General features: G+C 53.9%; 22 protein-coding genes. 10 read left to right on the plus strand and 12 right to left on the minus strand.

Annotated features, from left to right (window positions below; translation table 11 throughout):
- Positions 1 to 5: 5 nt before the first annotated feature.
- The 9 genes from VIJ98_RS05200 to VIJ98_RS05240 form a co-directional block, all read right to left on the minus strand.
- On the minus strand, positions 6 to 749 hold the full coding sequence (locus VIJ98_RS05200) for a DUF4123 domain-containing protein (RefSeq protein ID WP_323272602.1): 744 nt from the start codon (positions 747 to 749) through the stop codon (positions 6 to 8).
- A gap of 2 nt (positions 750 to 751) precedes the next feature.
- Positions 752 to 3,136: a type VI secretion system tip protein VgrG gene (locus VIJ98_RS05205; protein WP_323272604.1), complete on the minus strand. Its 2,385-nt coding sequence runs from the start codon at positions 3,134 to 3,136 to the stop codon at positions 752 to 754.
- A 36-nt stretch (positions 3,137 to 3,172) separates the two neighbouring features.
- Positions 3,173 to 3,829, minus strand: a complete 657-nt coding sequence (gene tssL / locus VIJ98_RS05210; protein ID WP_323272606.1) for a type VI secretion system protein TssL, short form — start codon at positions 3,827 to 3,829, stop codon at positions 3,173 to 3,175.
- A gap of 572 nt (positions 3,830 to 4,401) precedes the next feature.
- Entirely contained in the window at positions 4,402 to 4,869 is a 468-nt protein-coding gene (locus VIJ98_RS05215) for a hypothetical protein (RefSeq protein WP_008103765.1), read from the minus strand.
- Positions 4,870 to 5,044: 175 nt separating this feature from the next.
- A complete protein-coding gene (locus tag VIJ98_RS05220) occupies positions 5,045 to 5,989 on the minus strand; it encodes an HpcH/HpaI aldolase/citrate lyase family protein (RefSeq protein WP_323272608.1) in 945 nt (314 codons plus the stop codon).
- Complete coding sequence (locus VIJ98_RS05225; RefSeq protein WP_154153460.1) at positions 5,989 to 7,068, minus strand: cysteine protease StiP family protein; 1,080 nt, start codon at positions 7,066 to 7,068, stop codon at positions 5,989 to 5,991. Before VIJ98_RS05225 ends, VIJ98_RS05220 begins: the two co-directional genes overlap by 1 nt.
- Positions 7,058 to 7,843, minus strand: a complete 786-nt coding sequence (locus VIJ98_RS05230; RefSeq protein ID WP_323272610.1) for a hypothetical protein — start codon at positions 7,841 to 7,843, stop codon at positions 7,058 to 7,060. Before VIJ98_RS05230 ends, VIJ98_RS05225 begins: the two co-directional genes overlap by 11 nt.
- A complete protein-coding gene (locus VIJ98_RS05235; RefSeq protein ID WP_323272612.1) occupies positions 7,836 to 8,963 on the minus strand; it encodes a phosphoribosyltransferase domain-containing protein in 1,128 nt (375 codons plus the stop codon). Before VIJ98_RS05235 ends, VIJ98_RS05230 begins: the two co-directional genes overlap by 8 nt.
- Positions 8,964 to 8,973: 10 nt before the next feature.
- Positions 8,974 to 10,032 carry an ATP-grasp domain-containing protein gene (locus VIJ98_RS05240; protein ID WP_323272614.1) on the minus strand — a complete coding sequence of 353 codons (1,059 nt, stop codon included), beginning with the start codon at positions 10,030 to 10,032 and terminating at the stop codon, positions 8,974 to 8,976.
- Positions 10,033 to 10,352: 320 nt separating this feature from the next.
- Here VIJ98_RS05240 and VIJ98_RS05245 point away from each other — a divergent pair, with 320 nt between their 5' ends.
- Genes VIJ98_RS05245 through VIJ98_RS05270 form a run of 6 tightly spaced genes read left to right on the plus strand, consistent with a single transcriptional unit; the run spans position 10,353 to position 14,912 of the window.
- On the plus strand, positions 10,353 to 10,937 hold the full coding sequence (locus tag VIJ98_RS05245) for a TerD family protein (protein ID WP_008103751.1): 585 nt from the start codon (positions 10,353 to 10,355) through the stop codon (positions 10,935 to 10,937).
- Positions 10,937 to 12,112 (plus strand): TerD family protein, encoded by a 1,176-nt coding sequence (locus VIJ98_RS05250; RefSeq protein ID WP_323272616.1) that lies wholly within the window; start codon positions 10,937 to 10,939, stop codon positions 12,110 to 12,112. The genes VIJ98_RS05245 and VIJ98_RS05250 overlap by 1 nt, the downstream gene beginning before the upstream one ends.
- Before the next feature lie 20 nt (positions 12,113 to 12,132).
- A complete protein-coding gene (locus tag VIJ98_RS05255; protein ID WP_008103747.1) occupies positions 12,133 to 12,588 on the plus strand; it encodes a tellurite resistance TerB family protein in 456 nt (151 codons plus the stop codon).
- A 24-nt stretch (positions 12,589 to 12,612) separates the two neighbouring features.
- Complete coding sequence (locus VIJ98_RS05260) at positions 12,613 to 13,650, plus strand: TerC/Alx family metal homeostasis membrane protein (RefSeq protein ID WP_008103746.1); 1,038 nt, start codon at positions 12,613 to 12,615, stop codon at positions 13,648 to 13,650.
- A 50-nt stretch (positions 13,651 to 13,700) separates the two neighbouring features.
- Positions 13,701 to 14,279: a TerD family protein gene (locus VIJ98_RS05265; RefSeq protein ID WP_008103744.1), complete on the plus strand. Its 579-nt coding sequence runs from the start codon at positions 13,701 to 13,703 to the stop codon at positions 14,277 to 14,279.
- Between the two features lie 57 nt (positions 14,280 to 14,336).
- Positions 14,337 to 14,912 carry a TerD family protein gene (locus VIJ98_RS05270; protein ID WP_258144741.1) on the plus strand — a complete coding sequence of 192 codons (576 nt, stop codon included), beginning with the start codon at positions 14,337 to 14,339 and terminating at the stop codon, positions 14,910 to 14,912.
- A gap of 76 nt (positions 14,913 to 14,988) precedes the next feature.
- Here VIJ98_RS05270 and VIJ98_RS05275 read toward each other — a convergent pair whose 3' ends face one another.
- Both VIJ98_RS05275 and VIJ98_RS05280 read right to left on the minus strand, forming a co-directional pair.
- A complete protein-coding gene (locus VIJ98_RS05275) occupies positions 14,989 to 15,669 on the minus strand; it encodes an HAD family hydrolase (protein ID WP_061717412.1) in 681 nt (226 codons plus the stop codon).
- A 111-nt stretch (positions 15,670 to 15,780) separates the two neighbouring features.
- Positions 15,781 to 16,905, minus strand: coding sequence for an AI-2E family transporter (locus tag VIJ98_RS05280; protein WP_008103736.1), 1,125 nt, complete (start codon positions 16,903 to 16,905; stop codon positions 15,781 to 15,783).
- 204 nt (positions 16,906 to 17,109) lie between these two features.
- Here VIJ98_RS05280 and VIJ98_RS05285 point away from each other — a divergent pair, with 204 nt between their 5' ends.
- Entirely contained in the window at positions 17,110 to 17,349 is a 240-nt protein-coding gene (locus tag VIJ98_RS05285) for a DUF1272 domain-containing protein (RefSeq protein ID WP_323272619.1), read from the plus strand.
- Here the strand turns inward: VIJ98_RS05285 and VIJ98_RS05290 are convergent.
- Positions 17,301 to 17,813: a DUF523 domain-containing protein gene (locus tag VIJ98_RS05290; protein WP_323272621.1), complete on the minus strand. Its 513-nt coding sequence runs from the start codon at positions 17,811 to 17,813 to the stop codon at positions 17,301 to 17,303. The genes VIJ98_RS05285 and VIJ98_RS05290 overlap by 49 nt on opposite strands.
- 764 nt (positions 17,814 to 18,577) lie before the next feature.
- Between VIJ98_RS05290 and VIJ98_RS05295 the strand changes: the two genes are divergently transcribed.
- The 3 genes from VIJ98_RS05295 (at position 18,578) to VIJ98_RS05305 (ending at position 22,060) form a co-directional block, all read left to right on the plus strand.
- Positions 18,578 to 19,069 carry an RcnB family protein gene (locus VIJ98_RS05295; protein ID WP_008103731.1) on the plus strand — a complete coding sequence of 164 codons (492 nt, stop codon included), beginning with the start codon at positions 18,578 to 18,580 and terminating at the stop codon, positions 19,067 to 19,069.
- Positions 19,070 to 19,178: 109 nt separating this feature from the next.
- Positions 19,179 to 20,006: a Cof-type HAD-IIB family hydrolase gene (locus VIJ98_RS05300; protein ID WP_323272623.1), complete on the plus strand. Its 828-nt coding sequence runs from the start codon at positions 19,179 to 19,181 to the stop codon at positions 20,004 to 20,006.
- Positions 20,007 to 20,131: 125 nt separating this feature from the next.
- Positions 20,132 to 22,060: a methyl-accepting chemotaxis protein gene (locus VIJ98_RS05305; protein ID WP_323272625.1), complete on the plus strand. Its 1,929-nt coding sequence runs from the start codon at positions 20,132 to 20,134 to the stop codon at positions 22,058 to 22,060.
- The last annotated feature ends 120 nt before the right edge of the window (positions 22,061 to 22,180 follow it).

Below are 22,180 nucleotides of genomic sequence, written 5' to 3' on the forward strand. Positions count from 1 at the left end.
TCGCTTTATTCCTTGTAGTCCAGTAGATCGCCTATATATCCCGCCCGGCTTGCTCTGATGGCAATTGCCAGGCATTGCGCAAAGTGTTCCTCTCGCGAAAGAGTTGAAGTTGCCTGCTCCTTCATCAACATCTCGGCATCATTAATACATCCCATCAGCTCAACTTGTGCATCGTTGATACGATTCATCTCTGGAGCATCAGCAAGTTGACGACCCGGATTCCAGGTACCGGTTTTCCACACCACTTCGTCATCTCGATCCCGCCAGCTCCAGAACAGCGCAATATCGGTGAAAGCCGCCTGCTGCTCTGGCGTCAGGACATGCTCAAGTAACGAGGGGAATACGCGATTGTCGTAGTAGCGCAGCAAACCGGTTTGCTCTTCCCAGTGAACCTGTGACAGTGCCTGCAAATGGCTACTCAGCAGGTCGAATGCCAGTGGCGATATCAGCAAGGTCAAACGCGGCGTGGTGGAGAAGTGATCCACCAGCTGTTCCAGCCAGCGCTGGTGGCTGCTGACGTTAAAATGCAATCGCATCACCAGCGGTGAATACTCTGGGGTTGCCGCTTCCGGCGTATTCGCAAAAAGCTCGAACCAGCATAACGGCGGGTTAATCTGGTTCAGTGCCTGCTGCAGCGGTTGTGCTGTGCCAGCCTGATCAACCAGCACATCGAGATAATCCTGTCCGGCAGCAGTGCAAAGCGCGGTGGCCTGTTTCAACCATCCTGCACCCTTATTCATATCCGTCATGGTTATCCCCTTGGCGCGAAAGCAAGCGCGGCTTCCTGCGCCTTTTTCAGGCACTCTTTGCACACGGATTTAGGCAGATCTGGCAGCGTTGTTTCTTCGCTGGCAGGAGAATTCCAGGCATGGACGCCACGGATGCTGGTTTTACCCGGTGAATGAATTTGGATATCACCCTGCGGCGTAATCCTGATAGTTGCGCCGCCGCAACCCAGCACAATGCCGTTTTTCGCGGTCAGGCGCAGTTCACCCTGAACGGTTTGCACGCTGATATCTTTCATCGCCGTCAGTCCCAGGGTATCGCCGTGCGATTCCACCGTCAGCGGGCCTTGCCCCGATACCATGCGTATCCCTTCCTGTTGTGACAAGAAAGAAATCGCCTGGCTGGCGTTGACCTGAATGCGTTTGCCACTGGCAATGCTGGTTTCCGTCTGGCTTTGCAGATGCAGAGTGCTGCCTGAGTTCAGCAGAATGCTTTTAGGGCTGACAACGCCAATCCCTTCCGGTGCACTCAGCAACATGGCAGGGGATTTGAGCTGGTCGACGGCGGCCAGATAAGCTCTGAGATGCGTGGCATCAGGCTGGAGATTATGGTGAGACTGAGTAATCGACTGCCAGTCGCTCATCTGGCTGATCGCACCTTTGACCAGGCTTACTGCCGATGTCATTTCCAGTACCGGTCCGGTTGCAGAGGTCTGCGCATCTGCCGTCAGGAAAAGGCCCTTACCGGCTCGCAGCGTACCGGTGCTGTCTGTACGCAGCTCAAACCCTTCACCGCGCTTGCTACGTGAACTGTCGACGATATGTCCGAGTGAGAGTTGGCTCTTACCGCCAAACTCCGTCGACAGTTTGACATGCTCATATCCACGACGATCCTCAAATCGGAGTTTGTTATTCGCCGGAGTTCTCAGCACATTGCGTTGATAGTTATAGAGATTGACATGATCTTCATGACGAGAGTCATGTACCGAGCAGAGAATATAAGGCCTGTCAGGATCGCCGTTGGTGAAGGCAATCATCACCTGCGTTCCGGCTATCAGCGGAAAGTGCCAGCCATAGACATTGCCTGCATAAGGCTTTGCCAGCCGCACCGGTACGCTTTCAAAACCAGACTGCCAGGATTCGTTCAGATCGAACTGAAAGCGCACCCGATAACGGCCATGTTCATCAAGTTCTGCATATTGCGCATTTTCTACCGGGCTGGTGACGCGAGCCAGCAGCGTGCCTGCAATGTGCGGCCAGCTTTTCAACGGTGGGCGATAAGTGCTTTGTGAGCGAACGGGCACGGCGGTAAAGCGAATTACATAGGCGGTATCGCGCGAAATACGGTTTGATGAGGTAGACACCACCAGCAGGCCATCCGGCGCATCCGGCCACTCTTTACCCTGTGGGGAGATCACCATGCCCGGACGGATATCCATGCCGTTGCTCAAACCGTCAAAGATGACCTGCTCGGTTATCAGGCGTTCCTGACGGCGTTTGACAAACCACTGTCCCTGTTCCGGCAGAGCCTGGTACTCCTTGCCCTGCGACTGATAGTTTTCACCGTAGCGATATAGCTCTCCCGTAAGCGCAGGTTTATCAGGATCGGTTTCCGCTTGCGCCTGCATGTCATTTTGCGCATTGCGGTAATCCTCATCATTAAGCCGTGTGCTGGCGGCAACGGATTGGCGATTAACTGAAATATCCCAGAGTGATTCCTGGCCGCCATCAAACAACCCTGACGGATGGCGAAAGACGATGCTTTGCTCAGCACCATAGGCCTGCGCGCTGTCACCGAGGACCAGCACATCACGGTGGTTTTCTTCATCCCAGGTGAAGTAATAAAAGACACCAATGCGCGAAAGATGACGCCCAATAAAGGCGAGATCGCTCTCCGCATATGAGATATAGAAATCGCGAATCGGATACTGCGTATTCAGGCGAAAGTGATAATCCAGCGAGGAATATTCCCAGCGTTTGAGGATATCCTCTACCGCACCCGGTGCGCTTTTATGCTGGTAAACGGCATAAGTCAGGCTGTTTTTTAGCAGCGCAAGGCGCGATTCCAGCGTTACCACATAACGTGTTTCGTCAGCAGAGGACTCGCACTGCTGGAAAGCGGTCACTACACCGCGCAAAATGCGAGGTTCTACTGACTGCCAGGGTTGGCCATCAGGATAAAACAATAGCTGAGCAGTGCTGTTAATCAGAATATCGGCGGGAATATCGCGTGTAGCGCTGGTGAGTTCAATGCTGTACTTCCACGGCGTATTTAATGCCTCTTCACCGCTAAAACGCAGCACCGACAATAGGATATCGGGACGCTGACTTTTCAGCGTCTGGATGCTCAGTTGATAGTGGTTATATACCGGCGTCTTGCCGCCCGTAATAACAAAATCCTTTTTGCCCATTTACAGATTCCTTCCTGAAATTTGTTTGCCCGAAGCCTACCCTTTGACTAACAGATATTGCAGATGACCGTTCATGATGAAAGTGGCGACAATAATGGCAAGCAGCACACTGCTGCGAATAAGCCATGGAGAACGTTGCCAGAAAGATGTTTTATGCTTTGAATGCTGGATAATTACCGCTGAGTCGGCAGCTCCAATCTGCTGCGGCAACCGCGCTTTTAGCTGCTGCATCAGCGATTGGCGCTCCTCAATATCTTCCGTTCGGTATTTTCCGGCATACCCAAAAATCAACATTCTGTAGTAACAGCTAACGGCGGCTTCAGCTGCTGCTGATTCATGAAGCAGGTTTTTAATGCGTTCGTAGAAATGCTCACCTCCATTGAGGTGCCCGAGAAAGTGCCCCTGCAAAGGTGTGCGTTTCCACCAGGCAGAGATATCAGTTTCCGGAATGGTCATGATCAGTTCGTCAAGAAACACGCAGTGCGCAAATTTGATTTCTTCGCAGAGAGAAGCTGGTACTCCCGCTGTAGTGAGTTGATCCTGAACCTGTTGAATCATATTGAAGCAACGCTGGTAGAGCGCATCATCAATTGTGATCGATTGCCCATTGCGGACCGCGAGCGCCAATAGCCAGGTATCCTGCATCAGCGCATCGAGAGTATTGGCTGTGATGTTGTGTTGTGAAAACGTCATGGGTACCTTCCTGGTAACGCCTGAACATTGTTAATCCATTAACCCAATTACCGATTTCAATTGGGGAGTTGTTGTTGCTCACGCTGCTTACTTAGCCGAGCAAATGTGGACTATCTGCCTAAAAAGGCGGTCTCTACCTATCAACGGCACTGATGATATTACATTGAGTGATAGTTGATCAAACTAACAATTTGAGTTTATGAAACAGGATTCCAATTTTCTACCAGTTTTTACACTCGATATTAAAAAGAGCTTTAACTCGATTCGGTTACTGCGAGATTTTTATTTTAAATATTGATTTTGAATGATTTATTTATAATTTAATAAAGGAGAAAGGCTGTTCTGTATTAGTCATCATGTGGTACGATGATGTGAATGCTAATGATGAAAATAACGATCGATGAAACGTGATTACGCTAACAGTTTTGGGAGGTTAGGGGACAATATCCAGGTCGATGAGGTCCATTAATCATTTAAGGGAGTGAGGTAGGTTTGCATCACTGAGGTTAGTTGGTAATTATCGTGGCAATAAACGTCATTAAACCACTGCTGAAATATTACTGCCGTTTGAATTAGTTCTTTTTAAGCATCAACCTCTCAATCAACTCATCCAGTCCGCTCTCAACCAGCATCTCTACCGCATCACTTCTTGTCGTTTCACTCAACCTTACAACCTGATCGATTTTCCTTAAAACAGACATACGCAATGACAGTGACACCGCTTTCTTTTTCTCTTTATCCAGAAATACTCGGCTGACGGTTTCGCTCTGTTGCAGTTCGGCATTGAGTTTGAGCGCTTCATTAATATGGCGCAGGCTTTTCTTGTCGAGTTTGCCGGGTTCAGTAAGTTGGTAGCAGTGGGTGAGGCGGCTGTATTTGATCTCCGCAGACCAGGATTCACGTAGCTCTTTTAGCGCGCGCGTCAGCGTGGGTTCGGAGCAGTCGAGCGAGGCGAGAATGCGGCTGGAGGCTACCGGTTTGCCGCTACTGAGCAGTGAGGCGAGCATGAATACGCGTGTCTGTCGGGTACTGAGTTGCATGGTCGATTGAGGCCTGCGTTAGTGGTCAATGGTCGGTATCGCCCTCCTGGCAAACGGTTTTCGACAGTATCAGAGGGTATTTAAATATCAGGTAAATAGGGTCAGAAAATTCTTGCGTTTGGATTGTGGTTTGGTGGTAAAGCGGTGGGCATGAATGCCCACCCTACGGGGTTTGTCACGTTACCAGCATCAATGCACCGTCTGCGCGGGTATCGGGTGCGATGCCATATTCCTGCGCGCGGGCCAGGATGGCGGCGGCCCAGCGGCGATGCGTCGCCGGTTCGCACATCGCGCCCTGCGATTTAAATACCGCCTGGCTTGAGTTGAGGATGCGGAAGGCATCCGCCTGATCGCTGGCGGAAACCATCAGCATGTCCTGAATCTTGCCGATCTGGCTTGGGTGAATGGCGGTTTTGCCCACCAAACCGTGCGCGATATCCAGCGCCAGTTCCTGATCCATAATCTGCTGATCGTCGATGTGCTCGCACACTGGCGCGGTCAACGCAAAATCCCGCGACGCGAATACCGCCACCAGCATTTTGATGGTGTAACCCATCGGGCTGTCATAGAGCGTGAAGTGGCGCGAGCGGCGCAGCGACAGCACATTCATTAAGTCGTTACCGCCGATGCGCAAGGCGATCACGCGCTCGCGGCAAACATGGTTTTGCAGCGTGAGGGCCAACTCGCGCATCGCCACCACGTCGAATACCTCTTCGGTTTCCAGCGTCGGCATCATGCACAGATGGCTTGGTTCGAGAATCTGCCACCACACAGGCAAGGAATCGGCGGTGAATTTCGGCAGCACCAAACCGTCTATCGCGCTGAGGTTGAGGTTTTCCACCAGCCACGCGCCCATCTCGCTGTTACGCGGACGGATAAACACCAGCGGCCACTGCGCGTTGCCATTGGCGCGCTGTTCGGCATTCAAAACATGCAGGATTTGCTGGAGATTGTGCAGCGCCTGCGGCAGATCCGCATCACTGACCGCATCTTCCAGGCAGATCACCAGCGAGCGCAACCCGCTAATTTTATTGTGCAGAATGGCATCGACGATATCGCTGCGCACCGCCGGCATATACAGCGTTGCGCCCAAACGCCACGGAGAGAGACGGCCGTTCATCACAGCACCTTTTTGATTATCGTCACGGCGCGGTATTGCCCAAGATCGGCTCCCGCTTCTGTGATGGTCAGCCCTTTTTGTTGGGCAAGATAGACCAGCAGCGCCACGTCAGGGTCGTCCACCGAACGTACCAGCACCTGATCCGGCACGCGACGCAGCACGGCGCGCGTGGCTTCGGCGATGCCCGGCTTAATGCGGTTGATGCTGTTCACCTGATAACGCGCCGCCAGCATGGCGATCACCGCTTCACTTTGCGCCACCAGCTGCTGCTGATGTTGTGGATCCTGCTGGCATGCGGGCAGGGCGCTGACATCCAGCGAGCGCGCGTATTCCGCCACGGTGTTCACCAACTGCTGGCTGCAATCGTATTGCGCCAGATGGTCGCACTGCACGCAGCCGTGCAAGCCTTCTTCTGACCACAACGAGCGCGAGATCAAGCCCGAAACCGGCGCGCCCATAATGCCAAACGGGATCAGCCAGTCATCATCGCTGGCTGAAAGCCACGCCTTGCCGCACGGATCGGCCAGTACCACCAAGCGCGGTTGCGCCGGATAGCCGGGACGATGTTCGAGGCTGCGGATCAGCTCGCCGGTGATGGCGCCTTTGCCGGTCCAGCCATCAACGAACACAATGCCTTTGGTGCCGTGGCGCGCTTCGATGATCTCCAGCGCGGCCTGATCAATGCCGCGATCGCGGATGATGCTGATGCCGTAATGGTAGGATTCGCGGCCCATCGCGCGCAGCGCCTGTTGCAGCATCACGCCAAGCGGCACGCCCGCGCGCACCAGGCTTGTGAGCACAATCGGCGTGTCGCCAAACTGGTGTGCCAGCGTCTGCGCCAGCATGGTGACTTCTTTCGCCAGACGTCCGGCACCTTCGTCAAGCGCGCGGGAAAATAGCTCAAGGTGCCAGCGCGTCGGTTCCGGTTCCTGGCTCAACATCTCGGAATAGTGGCGCGCGCCGGATTGGATCAGCTGCTCTTTTTGCTCCACCGGCGTCATGACGATCTCGACGGGCTTGAGCAGGAATTCGACGTCGCCGGCTTGGTACGATCCAGAGAAAGGCAGGTTATTCACCATCTGATTGTTCTCCGAATATGGATTGGTTGATGCGCTCGGCAAACTGGCTTTGGCGTGGAATGCCGTACCAGCTGCACAGCTTCATAAAGCGGTGATCGCTGAGGCTGTCGCCGAGGCCAATTACCGGGAAGACGCCGCGCTCATTACGCAGTTTTTCCAGCAGGTAGCTGACGGCTAAGCCTTTTTCCACCACGTTCGGCAGCCAGGCGACGTTGTTGCTGTTGCGATGGATGTAATAGCCGACGGTGGGGAAGCGTTGCTCAATTTCATCGGCGATGGCGTAAAGCTCTTCGAGGCGCGTGCTGTCACGGTGTTTCATCACCAGATAGATCGGCGTGACGCCATATTCATAGTTGATGCGCGCCCAGCCGTTAATGTCGCGCTCTGCCATCATGTCAGTGATCGCCTGCTGCATCGAGAGCAGCGCCGGGCCGTACGGCGTCAGTTTTTCCAGCATGTGCGCGCGCCATGCGGCATCTTCCTCACCTTGCGGATTAAGGATCACCGCGCCGTGCGTAGTGACAGCCCACGAACGAAAAGGGATCTGCACGCGCGCGATCTCTTCGGTGCCGCGTGCGGTGACCGGGATCAAATCGGCCTGCTCGATCATCCAGTCGACCAGCATCGACTGCTCTTCGGTCATAAAGCTGCGCGGCTGCAGGCTGAGATCGAGCGCGCCAGTACGGAACGGCTCAAGATCCAGCTCGTCCACCATTTTGCGGCGCGTCTGAAATAGCGTGTCGTCGAGGTCGGAAAAAATTACCGGTTTATTCATAGCTGATCACTTCCACCTGTGGCGCAACCCTGGCCAGTGCCGTGGTTAACAGCGGATCCACGCTGTCGGCCGGCGTTTCGATGCACAGCAAAATGCGGTCAAACTGCTGATGTGCCACGTTGTAAACGAAATTGGCGATGCCGAGACCGTAGTTATCGCCAAAGGCGATAGCCGATTCGATGGCAAATCCGGTGGCGATCGGCGAGCGCGTAGTGGAGCTGTATTTCACCTCAGCGCCTTGTGCTGCCAGACGTTCGGCCAGCAAGAAGGGCTCCCAGACAAATTCGCTGCTGCCGAGCACGAGGATTTTTTCTCCCGGCTGCGCCTGAATCGTGGGGCCAAGATCGCCCGCTGGCGTTTCCATGCCGAGTCGGCCCCAGCTTTGTTTGCCGGTTATTGGCACGGTGGCGGCGTCGTTTAGCGCCACCGCGGGCATCGGCGGTAGCGCGGCGTCAGGATCCTGCTGCCAGTGCCAGTCGCCTTGCACCAACGATACGGTGCGTACCGGCACCGGACAGCGCGCGGGTAACGCATCGCCGCTCCAGTCGGTGAGCGTGACGGCGATAACCTGCTCGATCTGCTTTAAGCCGCCGTCGTTGCGCAGCGCTTCGAGCAGGTTAATAAAGGTGTTGCCGGTGGTCGCTTCGTCATCAATCATCACCAGCGTGCGCGCGTTGAGCACGCGCTGGCGCAGCTGCGTATCATCGGGCAGATAAATCAGATGATCGGTGGCGTGGCTGTGATTCTCTTTGAACTCGCACAGCAAATCCGCCTGCTGCGGATGGCGCGTCGAGGTGAGATACACCGGTTCGCTCACGCGCTGGCGCACTTCATCAAATACGCCTGCGCCCAGACCAACGGCGGTTTCCGCCATGCCGATAAACAGCACCGGGCCGTCAGAAAGCGGCGGGAACTGCTCCGCCAACTGGCGATAAACGGCGCGCATTTTCTCCGGTGCGACCGGAATGTGGCGGCCAAGCACTTTACTGACGAATAGAAAAGCGCGCTTGGGATTGCGGCGCTCGGCGATCTCAAACAGATTGTCGATGGCGCTGATGCCGCCGGTTGGCGTGACGCTCAGCGTGCCGCATGAAAGCGTCCTGCTCCAAAGTGTGGTCATGGATAATTCCTCATTGAACCTGGTTGGACAGGACGGGGTTGTACGCCACCGCGTCGCTCAGCGCGCGGACGGTTGCTGGCGTGAAGGCGCTGCGGGCGTCATCGATCACCTGCTGCTGACTGATCAAGCCTAGCTGGCGCAGGGCAAACAAGCCGGGAAGATTTACGCCGCTGAAACGGGTGTAACCAATACCGCCGGAAGGGCGCATATTGATCTCCAGTAATAGCGGTTTACCGCTGGCATCATTGCGCGTCTGCACGTTGATCAAACCATCCGCGCCCATCGCGGCGGCGCAGGCTTGCGCCAGCTCAAAGGCTTCGCCGCTGTTCTCCAGATACTGCAGCGCACCTTCTTTACGGCGCGCCACGGCGGCAAGCACTTTGCCGTTTTCCGCCAGCATATCAACCGAATATTCCGGGCCCGGCAGATACGGCATCAAGACCAGCGGCTCCATGCTGTCGACGGCTTCCAGCGCCTGTAAGTAGTATTCGGCTTTCACCCGGCGCGCATCCGGATGGGTGAACGCCGCCATCGGTGAGACGCTTTCATCAAACTGCCAGAATCCCATGCCATAAATACCGGTAACCGGCTTAACGCACAGCGGCAGATCACCAAAGGGCTTGCGAGCGATCAACTCGCGCAACTGTACGGGTGAATCAACGCGCAGTGAAGGCACCACCGGCAAATTCAGGCTTTTCATATGGTGGGCAAAAGCAACTTTGTCATCGGCCAGATTCAGCATGGCGACGTCGCGTGCGCCGGTGGTTAAGCGCGCACCGCTGGCTTCAATAGCGGCGCGATGGGCTTCAAACCAATGCGCATGTCGACCGGTATGGATCGCCTGAATGGCGTATTTTTTTACGGTAGAAAGAATAAATTCGAGGCGCTGATTAATATCACCAGGTTCAATTAATGCATGATCCGCCAGAGAAAGTATTTCATTACGCGATTGGCGATGTGATGCATAAATCGACACGTTGTAGTTATGTTTTTTAGCTGTAGATGTAATGCCATTAATTATATCGCGCTGGGAGGATAAACCTTCCATTAGCCAAATTTTGTGAGACATTTCTAATTATTTCCGCAAGAGGCTGGTGGCTGGGTTATGGCTTGCGAGTTTATTTCTCACCTCGAAACGAGTCAATCATAATATGATTTTTTACCCTAACGTAACCTTATGAATTTTAATGTAAAGAATTGTCATGTTTAGTGCGTTGCCTAATTGAGTTGGATTCTCTTAAGTTGTTCTTCTGCAACGCTTTATTGTGTTTCATGAAATTGCTGTGAAAATTAATGCTGTTCATGAATATCCTCATGATATGATTTTGCCCTCATGGAATTTGATGCAAATATAAAACCCTTTTCAAACCTGTTTGAAGGAATTATGACATGGTTTCATTAAGCAAGAATCAGACGGTCTCACTCAGCAAACAAACCGCTTCGCTGAATAAATTACATTTCGGCTTAGGCTGGGATCCAATTAAAAAGAAAGGCTTGTTAGGCAAGCTATTTGGCGGCGGCGGAGATTCCATCGATCTCGATGCCAGCTGCGTATTATTGGATCAATCCGGTAATGCCATTGATACCATCTGGTTCCGCGCATTAACCTCCAAATGTGGTGCGGTTAAACACAGCGGTGATAACCGTACCGGCGAAGGCGATGGCGACGATGAAGTGATCAACGTTGAGTTGTCACGTCTGCCGGCCAACGTTGAGTATCTGGCGTTCACCGTGAACAGCTTCCAGGGCCAAACCTTCAACGAAGTGGAAAATGCCTTCTGCCGCGTGGTCGATCAAAACGGCAAAGAGCTGGCGCGCTATGAGCTGACTGAGCAAGGCAGCCATACCGGCATCGTGATTGCTTCGCTGCACCGCAACGGCGGACTGTGGGACTTCACGGCGCATGGCCGCGCGAGTGCCGGTCGTACCATCGATGCGATGCAAAACGACATCGTTGCCGCAGTGGTGCGCTAATGAATATGACGCCGGGGAGCAATGCTCCCGTTCCTGCAAATCTGCTGACGGTGCGCGTGCTCGCTGGCGCCGCCGTTGATGCTTCCGCCTTTCGTTTGTTCGCCAGCGGCAAAGTTAATGGCGATGCCGATATGGTGTTCTACGGCCAGCCGGATAACGATGACCGCACCATCAGCCTGAAAAGCGAAGGGCACAACTCCGCCTTTTCCGTCGATCTCACCCGCTTGCGTCCTGACGTGCAGAAAGTGGCCTTCACCGTCACCTGTGACGGCGGCCGCAACGTGTCGGGCTTGCAACGTCTGGCGATTCAGGTGGAGCAGGGCGGCAACGTGCTGCTGAGCGGTAACGTGGAGCTGGTGGGACGTCAGGAAGCGGCATTGATCCTCGGCGAACTTTACCGTCGCAATAATGAGTGGAAATTCCGCTTTATTGCGCAGGGTTTCAACGGCGGCTTGCAGCCGCTGGCGGAACATTTTGGTGTGGATATAGCGGAACCTGCGCCTGCACCAACGCCTGCTCCTGCTCCTGCACCGCAGGCGGCTCCGACGCCAGCGCCAGCAAAAATCAATCTGAGCAAAGTTTCTCTCACCAAAGAGAAGCCTGCCATTAGCCTGACCAAGCGCGATAACTTCGGTGAGATCCGCATCAATCTAAACTGGCACCGTGAAACGAATAGCGGTGGCGGCGGATTGCGCGGATTGTTCGGCGGCAACAAAGGCGTGGATCTCGATCTCGGCGCCTTCGTTGAGCTGCAAGATGGTTCGCGCGGTGTGATCCAGGCGCTGGGCGGCAATTTTGGCGCCATGCATGCCAAACCTTTCGTACACTTGCAGGGCGACGATCGTACCGGCGAAGTGACCGATGGCGAATGGCTGCACATCAACGGTCGCGAATGGAGTCAGATTCGCGAAGTGTTGGTTTTCGCCTTCATCTATCAAGGTGCGGCGAGCTGGGACAAAACAGATGGCGTAGTGACGCTGCACATTCCAGACCAGCCACCGATTGAAACGCGTATGACTGAAGGGGAAAATCGCCGCAACATGTGTGCGATTGCTCGCCTGGTCAATGAGAACGGCAGTATCCGCGTCGAGCGTATCAATCAGTTCTTTAACGGGCATTCCGATATGGATAAAGCTTTCGGTTGGGGATTCAACTGGCGAGCCGGTTCCAAATAATTTCAGACAGAGGATTCACTATGAGCTTTTTCAACAAGGTTAAAGGCGCATTTAATTCTGGCCGCGATGAATTAACCAAACAGGTTAGCCGCTTTAAGAACAAGAAATTTATGCAGGGTACGGTAGCGGTTTGCGCACGCATTGCGGTGGCAGACGGCAGCGTAAGCGCGGAAGAGAAGCAGAAGATGATCGGTTTTCTGCGCGCCTCCGAAGAATTGAAAGTTTTTGATACCAATGAAGTGATTGAGTTCTTCAACAAGCTGGTGAGCAGCTTCGATTTCGATCTGGAAATCGGCAAGGGCGAAACTATGAAGTACATCATGGCGTTGAAAGATCAGCCGGAAGCCGCGCAGTTGGCGATCCGCGTAGGTATTGCTGTCGGTAAGAGTGATGGTGATTTTGATGCTGACGAGCAGAAAGCGGTGCGCGAGATCGCCGTCGCTTTGGGCTTTGATCCAGCAATATTTGGTCTGTAATTTTTTATCTTTTAAGGGTTCATCATGGTGTCTACGCACATTGGCTTCCCAACTGAAACAGTCGCGGTTTTCATCGCGCTGTCAGTAGGAGCTATTTTTATCGACCTGTTCATGCACCGCGGCGACAAGCCGATTTCGCTGAAAAGCGCGGCGCTGTGGTCGGTGTTCTGGGTGGCTGTGGCGATGGGTTTCGCCGGCTTCCTCTATATCCATCACGGCGCAGAAGTTGCCAGCCTGTTCGTCACCGGTTACGCGCTGGAGAAAGTACTCTCCGTCGATAACCTGTTCGTCATGATGGCGATCTTCTCGTGGTTTGCTGTTCCGGACCGCTACCGTCACCGCGTGCTTTATTGGGGCATCATCGGTGCCATCGTCTTCCGTGGCATCTTCGTGGCGATTGGTACCGGCTTGCTGAGCCTCGGTCCGTACGTTGAGATCGTGTTTGCGCTGATCGTAGCCTGGACCGCAGTGATGATGCTGAAAAGCGGCGACGACAGCGACGAGATCGAAGATTACTCGCAGCATCTTGCTTATCGCATGGTGAAGCGCTTCTTCCCAATCTGGCCAAAAATGCGCGGCAACGCCTTCCTGCTGAATCAGAAAGAAGTCGATGAAGAACTGCAGAAGCCAGAAAACAAAGACGTAGCGATTGGTCGCGGCAAGAAAGCGGCGCTGTATGCCACGCCGTTGATGCTGTGTGTGGCGGTGGTTGAACTCTCTGACGTGATGTTCGCCTTTGACTCCGTGCCGGCAATTATCGCGGTAAGCCGTGAACCGCTGATCGTTTATAGCGCCATGATGTTCGCCATCCTCGGCTTGCGTACGCTGTACTTCGTACTTGAAGCATTGAAACAGTATCTGGTTCACCTCGAAAAAGCCGTTATCGTGCTGCTGTTCTTCATCGCGGTGAAACTGGGTCTGAATGCTACCGATCATATCTGGCATCACGGCTACAGCATCTCTGCTAGCGCCAGCCTGTTTGTGGTACTCGGCGTGTTAGCGGTTGGTATCGTACTCAGCGTGATGTTCCCCGGTAAACCCGAGGAAAAAGAAGAGAGCTGATCTTCTGCCAGTAATGTGTCTTAAAAATCATTAACCAAGAGGTAATTACAATGAGCGTTTCTCTTTCTAAAGGCGGTAACGTTTCGCTGAGCAAAGCGGCACCAACCATGAAAAACGTCCTCGTTGGCCTTGGCTGGGATGCACGTTCCACCGATGGTCAGGACTTTGACCTTGATGCGTCAGCGTTCTTGCTGTCCGCCAGCGGCAAAGTCCGTGGCGATGCTGACTTCATTTTCTATAACAACCTGGTCTCTTCCGACGGTTCTGTTTCGCACACTGGTGATAACCGTACCGGTGCAGGCGATGGCGATGATGAATCGCTGAAAATCAAACTGGATCTGATTCCAGCCGACGTCGACAAGATCGTGTTTGTGGTCACCATCCATGATGCGCAGACCCGTCGTCAGAGCTTCGGCCAGGTTTCCGGCGCGTTTATCCGCCTGGTTAACGATGACGATCGCAGTGAAGTGGCGCGTTACGATTTGACCGAAGATGCTTCCACCGAAACCGCGATGCTGTTTGGTGAGCTGTACCGTAACGGTGCCGAGTGGAAATTCCGCGCGGTAGGCCAGGGTTATGCCGGCGGCCTCGCCTCGGTGTGTGCTCAGTACGGCATTAACGCATCTTAATTAACACGGGCAGCCACGCGCTGCCCGCATCATCCAATTAAAAGCAGGAGCTTTAAAATGGCAGTTTCTCTGGTAAAAGGCGGTAACGTTTCCCTGACTAAAGAAGCACCAACCATGAATGTTGCCATGGCGGGTCTGGGTTGGGATGCACGTGTAACAGATGGTCAGGACTTCGACCTCGATGCGTCAGTGTTTATGGTCGGTGACGACGGTAAAGTGCTGAGCGATGCCAGCTTCATCTTCTTCAACAACAAGCAGAGCGCTTGTGGTTCCGTTGAGCATCAGGGCGATAACCGCACCGGTGCAGGCGACGGCGATGACGAGCAGGTTAAAATCACCTTGTCTAAAGTACCGGCTGACGTAAAGAAACTGGTCTTTGCGGTTACCATTTATGATGCAGAAGCGCGTAAGCAGAACTTCGGCATGGTGAGCAACAGCTTCATGCGTATCTTCAACAATGACAACGGCGCTGAAATCGCCCGTTTCGACCTGTCTGAAGATGCGTCTACTGAAACCGCGATGGTGTTCGGTGAGCTGTATCGCAATGGCAACGAGTGGAAATTCAAAGCGGTAGGTCAGGGCTTCGCAGGCGGCCTGTCAGCGCTGGCCTCACAGCATGGCGTGAGCGTCTGATTTAAAGCATTGCTAACAAAGCCCCGGCTGGTCCGGGGCTTTTTGCTGTCTGAATCGGTCGCCATGAATGGCGACCCTACGGATCCAGGCGCAGCATGCGCAGTTTTTCCATTGGCACGCGGCGTTTTTTCCACGTTGGATGGAAATGACGCCAGTGTGGATCCTGCGCGGCGGCCAGTAATTCAAAATCACCGCGCGTATCGCCCCAGGCGCGCAGGTGATAGTTATGCAACGGGCCGTAAACGCTTTCCAGTCGCTTAACCTTTTGACCGCAGCGGCAGTTGTGGCCGGTAATCTTTCCGGTGAGAATGCCGTCGACGACTTCTAATTGGGTGCCGATCAGGTTGATGCCCAGACGCTCGGCGAACGGTTCTAATACCATCGCAGGCGAGGCGGAACAGATGGTCACTTCCGCGCTGGAGTTCACTTCAGCGGCAACCGCTAACAGTCCGGCTGGACGCATCAACTTGTTCCAGTTGGCCGCGCAGAAAAGTTGTGCCTGCTGGCGAATCCATTTCTCCTCAACGCCGGTTAAAAAGGTGTGAATCAACACTTCTTTTAACTCATCACGCGTTAGCTTTTTACGCATGCAGCGCAGCGTTGGCAGTGCCAGTCGGGCAATTTTGCGTGCGAAAGCACGTTTGCCAAAGCTGAAGCGTAGAAAGGGGATAAAGCTATCGTGAATGGTCAGCGTGCCGTCGAAATCGAAGACTGACAGAACCTGATTTTCACGCGCTAAGGAGGATTCCATGGACATGTTGTTCTCTTTTGTCGCAAGCCGTAATCAATGCAACGATGATAGCAAATGGCGGGACGATATTCTCATGCGGGAATGCGGCTACCGATAAACGGTAGCCGTTTGAAACAGTTACTCGCGGATTTTGCCCTCTTCCTCGCGGGTTTTACCCTCTTCGATAAACTCTTCGTCGATCTCTTCGGAATTCTCGCGGTTATCGCGACCGGAAAGCAGATTCCAGCAGGCAATGAACAGCGCAGCGATCAGCGGACCAATGACAAAGCCGTTGATGCCGTACACTTCCATGCCGCCCAGCGTGGAGATCAGGATCAGATAGTCCGGCATTTTGGTATCTTTACCGACCAGCAGCGGACGCAGGATGTTATCCACCAAGCCAACTACCACCACGAAGAAGCCAATCAGGAACAGGGCTTTCCAGATGGCGCTGGTGGCGAAGAAGAAGATAGTTGCCGGAACCCAAACAATCGCAGAACCGACCGCCGGAATCAGCGACAGGAACGCCATCAAGGTGCCCCACAGCAAGCTGCCGTCAATGCCGGTGATCCAGAAGGCGATGCCGCCCAACACACCTTGCACCACTGCAACCACCACCGTGCCTTTGACCGTGGCGCGCGACACCGCTGCGAACTTCATCATCAGATGATGTTTCACGTAGGTAGAAAGTGGCAGCGCTTCCAGAATCAAATTCACCAGCCAGGCGCCATCTTTCAGCAGGAAGAACAGCAGATAGAGCATCACGCCAAAGCCAACGGTAAAGGTGAAGGTCCCTTTGCCGATCAGGAACACGCTGCCCGCCATGTACTGGCCGCCTTTCAGCGCAAAACCAGAGAGCTTCTGCTGAATCTCCTGCGCGTTGTTCAGGTTGTTATCGGCGAGATAGTTACGCGCCCACGAAGGCAGATGTTGCAGCAGATCGGCAAACACCGTCGGGAACTGCGCGGAGTTGTTCTGCAGCTTGGTGTATACCGTGTTGACTTCAACGACCATCGAAGAGGTGATCAGCGCCAGCGGCGTGAACACAATCAGGCAGATAATCAGCAGTGTGGCAAACGCAGCCAGACCGTTACGATCGCCCATTTTACGACGCAACAGCGACTTCAGCGGATGGAAGATCACCGCCAGAATCGCGGCCCAGAAAATGGCAGAAAAATACGGTGTCAGCACATCAAAAAAGGCGTAGGTGACAATCGCCAAAATTACGATAAAGAAGCCTAAATTAAGTCCTTTAATACGCATTACAGTGTCTCGTTAGTAGATAAGGCGATTGAACTATAGAACGCCTTTCGGGGAATGTAATGTTTTTAGGTCAGATGGTTCGCTTAAGCGCCTGACGAGAGCAGACAAACGATGTCCCGATTTGTCCGCCTGATGTCTGTTCACTGGCTGGTGCAGCGGTGTTATTACGGTGATGATGGTGGCTGAAACTCACCGGAGGAAATCATGCTGGAACTACGTCCTAACTGCGAATGCTGCGATAAAGATCTGCCGCCGGAGTCGCTTGATGCACGCATCTGTTCGTTTGAATGCACCTTTTGTGTTGCCTGCGCGGAAGGATCGTTGGCGCAGCGCTGCCCTAATTGCAGCGGTGAACTGGTGCGTCGACCAATTCGTCCTGCTGCGGCGTTAGCGCGTCATCCGGCATCGACGACGCGACATTTATCGGCGTCAGCGACCCGCTGAATCAGCTCAGTGAGCTGTGATTCGGCAAACACTTCAATCCCGTGCTGACGCAGTAATGCTGCTGCGACGCCGTGACCGGACCGCTGCTGGCCGCTAAAGCTGCCGTCATAGATGCGCTGGCTGCCGCAGGTTGGGCTGCCATCGGTGAGCAGGGCAAAGCGACAGCGCGCGTCTTGCGCCGCACGCAGCGCTAGCCACGCCGCCAGCACGTAATGTTGTGTGACATCGCTGCCATCCGATTCAAGGATGCGCGCCGCGCCGGTTAATACCTGTTCTGCGCTGCCGCCGTGAATTTCTGCGGGTAAACGTGGCGTATTTAAGCCCGCAGCCAGTTCAGGGCAATGGATGACCAGACGTTGTTCACTGCGCCAGCGCGCTAAGGTGTCGGAGATAAGTTTCTTATCGCTGCCGTTATAGCGCACCGCGTATCCCATAAGGCAAGCACTGACTAATATTCTTTCCATGTAAACGTTTTCCTTAAATAACGACGCTGTCGAAATCACAGTATTAACGTGTTGCGCAACAGAGAATATATTAAGCGCGATATTAATCACTGGTGTGAATTAATGGGGCAGGAAAGGGATTGTATCGTAATAATGGCGGGTGAATGATGAATTACATTGAACTCTGATCGCATAATGCAGCATGAAAAGCGAGTGCCTGGTCAAAATTCATTGATTTTATGCATTATTTTTCTTTTTAATTATGACGTTAATGTTGCTTTCCGGCGGTCGTGTTTATGTCACGCTGAGTCTGGTCAGAGCACAGACCTTATTTAAGCTGAAACAACGTTTCGCAAAATATTATTTCATCTTGTCGGTTAATTTTTACGTATTTTTCTGAAAAGTAGCCCTTTTCAAAAGAACTTTTCAATTTTAAATGGTATTGTTTACCGGCAATGCTAGTGATGTGGCGTTGTGTGCTTCAGTTTTACCCTCACTTTTGTAGGGTTTACCCCTTTATGCAATTTATGGAAATTGAATTATCCTCCCGATCCTTGCGATCGGGTTTTTCTTTATATTCCCCGCTTTCTCCCCAATAAACGCGCATGCGTCCGTTCGATCCAGCTAATGTCAGAAAATACACAATCGTTAAGAAAGTGATAAGTTGACGTAATTTCCTGTAAGTATCCGGTTTTTAAGAGTTTTGGAAATGCTTTTCTGTCTCCATTTAATCAATAGTAATGCTCAACGGTACAGCAACCGCCGTTATCATTGGAGGCAACACCATGAAAAAAACAACACTAAGTCTTATTGCGTCATTTATTGCATGCAGCACACTGTTTTCAAGCGTCTCTTGGGCAGACGGCCCGGGTGACCAGCGCTGGCAGTCGCACGGCGGCGACCAGCATCAGGACCATGGACGTGGCCCGGATCATGGCGGCGACCGCGGACCAGATCGCGGTGATAATCACGACCGTGGCCACGATCACGATCGCGGACCTGGCCCGGATCGTCACGACCATTACGCTGACCATCGGATGCCGGAAGGGCATCGTGGCGGCGATCGCTTCGCGTGGGGCGGCCATGACTTCCGCCGCGGCTATCCGGCACCGCCGGAGTTTCGTGGTCCGCACTATCGCGTAGATGACTGGCGCGACCGTGGTCTGTATGAGCCACCGCGTGGTGAGCATTGGGCTTATATCGATGGTAATTACGTGCTGGTGGCCGCAGCAACCGGCATCATCACCGCGATTCTGCTCAATGGCGCCTTCAACTAATCTTCCCCAGCGGATGGCTTCGGCCATCCGTGTTTCTCTCCGCTTTATCCGCTCACCAGGTTATTCTCTCTGCGACCCGTTTTTCCTTTCGATACGTTAAGGAGTGATGATGACCGTGGTAAAAATGGTGGCGGTGGATAAAGACGGCACCTTTCTCGACGACAATAAACAGTACAATCGCGCGCGTTTTAACGCCTGCTATCAGGAAATGAAGCAGCGCGGCATCAAGTTTGTGGTAGCCAGCGGCAACCAGTATTACCAACTCAAATCCTTCTTCCCTGAGATCGCCAGCGAAATTGCTTTCGTGGCGGAGAACGGCGCGTGGATTATCGATCGTGATGAAGAGTTATTCTGCGGCGAGTTCTCCCGCCCGGATATTGATGCGGTGCTGGATACGCTACACAACGGTAATTATCCCGAACTGCGTTACATCCTGTGCGGACGCGACAGCGCGTACTACTTCGAAGGCCTGGATGAAAAGTGGCTGGTGAAAATGCGTCACTATTGTCATCGGCTGAAGGCGATTCGCAGCCTCGATGACGTGGCGGGCGATAAGCTGTTCAAGTTCGCGCTGAATCTGTCTGATGATTACGTGGAACCGCTGATGGCGGACATTGAGCGTCTGCATCAGGGTGCGGCTGCCGCCACATCCAGCGGTCATGGATCGGTGGATTTGATTGTACCTGGCAACCACAAAGGTCATGGCCTTGATCTGCTGGGCAAACGCTGGGGCATCAAACGCAGTGAAATTCTGGTGTTTGGCGATGGCGGTAACGACCTCGAAATGCTGCAGCAGTCTGGCTTCAGCTTTGCCATGGCGAATGCACCGCAGAAGGTCAAAGAGGCGGCGCGCTTTGAAGCACCGAGTAATAATGACGAGGGCGTTTTACAGGTGATTGAGCAGATGCTGGCCGGCAAACCGCCGTTTGTCATCTAATCATCATTTATAGCTGAATTTATTCTTTGCTTTGCCGATATTCGATTGTGACGGAACGCACAATTCGCCGCTGAGCGGCACTTCTTATCTCAATCGTTAATGCAGTCGGTTAGAAAGGATAAATTATGTTGCCAACCCGTTTGGCTACCCGCATGACGCTGGGTGGCCTGCTATTACTGTGCGTCACAACCGCAGTGGTGTTCTCCGTTCTGTTGTTGCGCGGCCAACCGCGCGTCATCGAGGCCAGCCATACGCTGATTGAGCAGGCCGGTAGCAATCTGGTCAGCCAATTAAATCAGCAACTGGTGCGCATTGAAGGCGAAGCCGTCAGCATGGCGCGCCTTGCCGAAGTGTTGCCGCACGATGCCACGTTGTGGCAGCAAAGTTTCCCGCAAATCATCAATAGCAGCGGCAATAAAACCATTGCCGGCGGCGGCGTGTGGCCGGAGCCGGATGCCTTTAGCGCCGGTGTGCAGCGTCGCAGCTTCTTCTGGGCGCGGCAGAGTGATGGCGCGCTGGCCTACTCCGATGACTACAACCTGCCTGCGGGCAACGGCTATCAACAGGAAAGTTGGTACAGCGCGGTGCGCAACGGGCCACGCGATCGTTGCGGCTGGTCTGAGGTTTATCAGGATCCGGTATCCGGCGTGAAAATGGTGACCTGCAGCGTGCCGTACGCGGCGGGAGATCGTTTTGCCGGTGTCGCGACGCTGGATGTGCAACTGGACAATCTTGCGGGCTTTATGCAGCAGAAAGGGCAGGTGACTGGCGGTTATGCCTTTGCGCTCGATAGCGCGGGCAATCTGCTCTATTACCCAGGCCAGGATATGAAATCGCTCACCACCCTAAGCAGCCTGGCGGAAAAATCCAGCTGGCTGGCACCGTTGGCCGCACGTATCGCTCAGTTAAAAGGCGATGGCAAGGTGTTGCAGCTGTCGGATTTCAATGACGACTACTTGCACACCAGCGCGCAGGTCACGCTGTTCCGCATGCCCGGAACCGGTTGGGTGATTGGCCTCGTAACACCGGAAAGTGCGGTTAGCGGTCTGGCACGTACCATGATGCGTGACATCTTTACCTTCCTGATTCCGGCGATGATCGTGCTGCTGCTGTTAACCTGGGCGTTTACCAAACGTATTGGCCAGCGCCTGAAGGCCACGCATGCTGCGCTGGATGAGATTGCCAATGGCGATGGCGATTTAACCCGCCGCCTGACCAAAAGTGGGCGCGATGAGCTGGCGGATATCGCCGGTGCGTTCAACAGTTTTGTCGATAAGATCGCGGGCGTGATTACTCGCGTGCAGGGCAGCGGCGAAACGGTGGCGGCCAATGCATCAGGATTGGCGCACAGTAACACCGCGCTGTCGGAGAAAATCGCCGAACAGGCCGCAGCGCTTGAGCAGAGCGCTGCGGCGATGGAGCAGCTCAACGCGACCGTGCAGCAAAACGCCGAAAATACCCGACTGGCCGATGCTGCCGCCGAACAGACCGCGCAGATTGCCCGCAGCAGCAGCGACGTGATGGGCGAAGTGGTGAGCACCATGGGCGCTATCCAATCCTCGTCGCGCCGTGTGGCAGAAATTCTGACGGTGATCGATAGCATCGCGTTTCAAACCAACATCCTTGCGCTGAATGCGGCGGTGGAAGCGGCGCGCGCCGGTGAGCAGGGACGCGGTTTTGCCGTGGTGGCATCGGAAGTGCGGGCTTTAGCCCAGCGCAGCGCCACGGCGGCGCAGGAAATTAAAGCGCTGATTGCTGATTCCGACAGCAACGTATTGGCTGGTAGTAAGCTGGTGGAAGGCGCGGGGCAGCAACTTTCGCAACTGGTCACCGACGTGCATAAAGTGAAGCAAGTGGTAAGCGAGATGCGCGTGGCAGGTGATGAGCAGAGCAAAGGTATCGCGGAGGTGACGCTGGCGGTATCGCAGATGGAGCGCGGTATTCAGCAGAACCTGATGCTGGTGACGCAAACCGCCGAAAATACCCAGGCGCTGCGTGATGAAGCGGCGCAGTTGGCGCAAGAGATCGCGATGTTTAAAGTGGCTGAGCGATAATTTCCATATGCATGCAGGTGCGCATGAATGTGCACCCTACGAAAAATGCGCCAATTCATTGTAGGGTCGCCATTTATGGTGACCGAAAAACGCTTAACTGACGAGCATGAGGGCAGCGTT

The sequence above is a fragment of the Pantoea sp. S18 genome (assembly GCF_045689705.1).
In the GTDB taxonomy this organism is placed as follows: domain Bacteria; phylum Pseudomonadota; class Gammaproteobacteria; order Enterobacterales; family Enterobacteriaceae; genus Pantoea; species Pantoea symbiotica.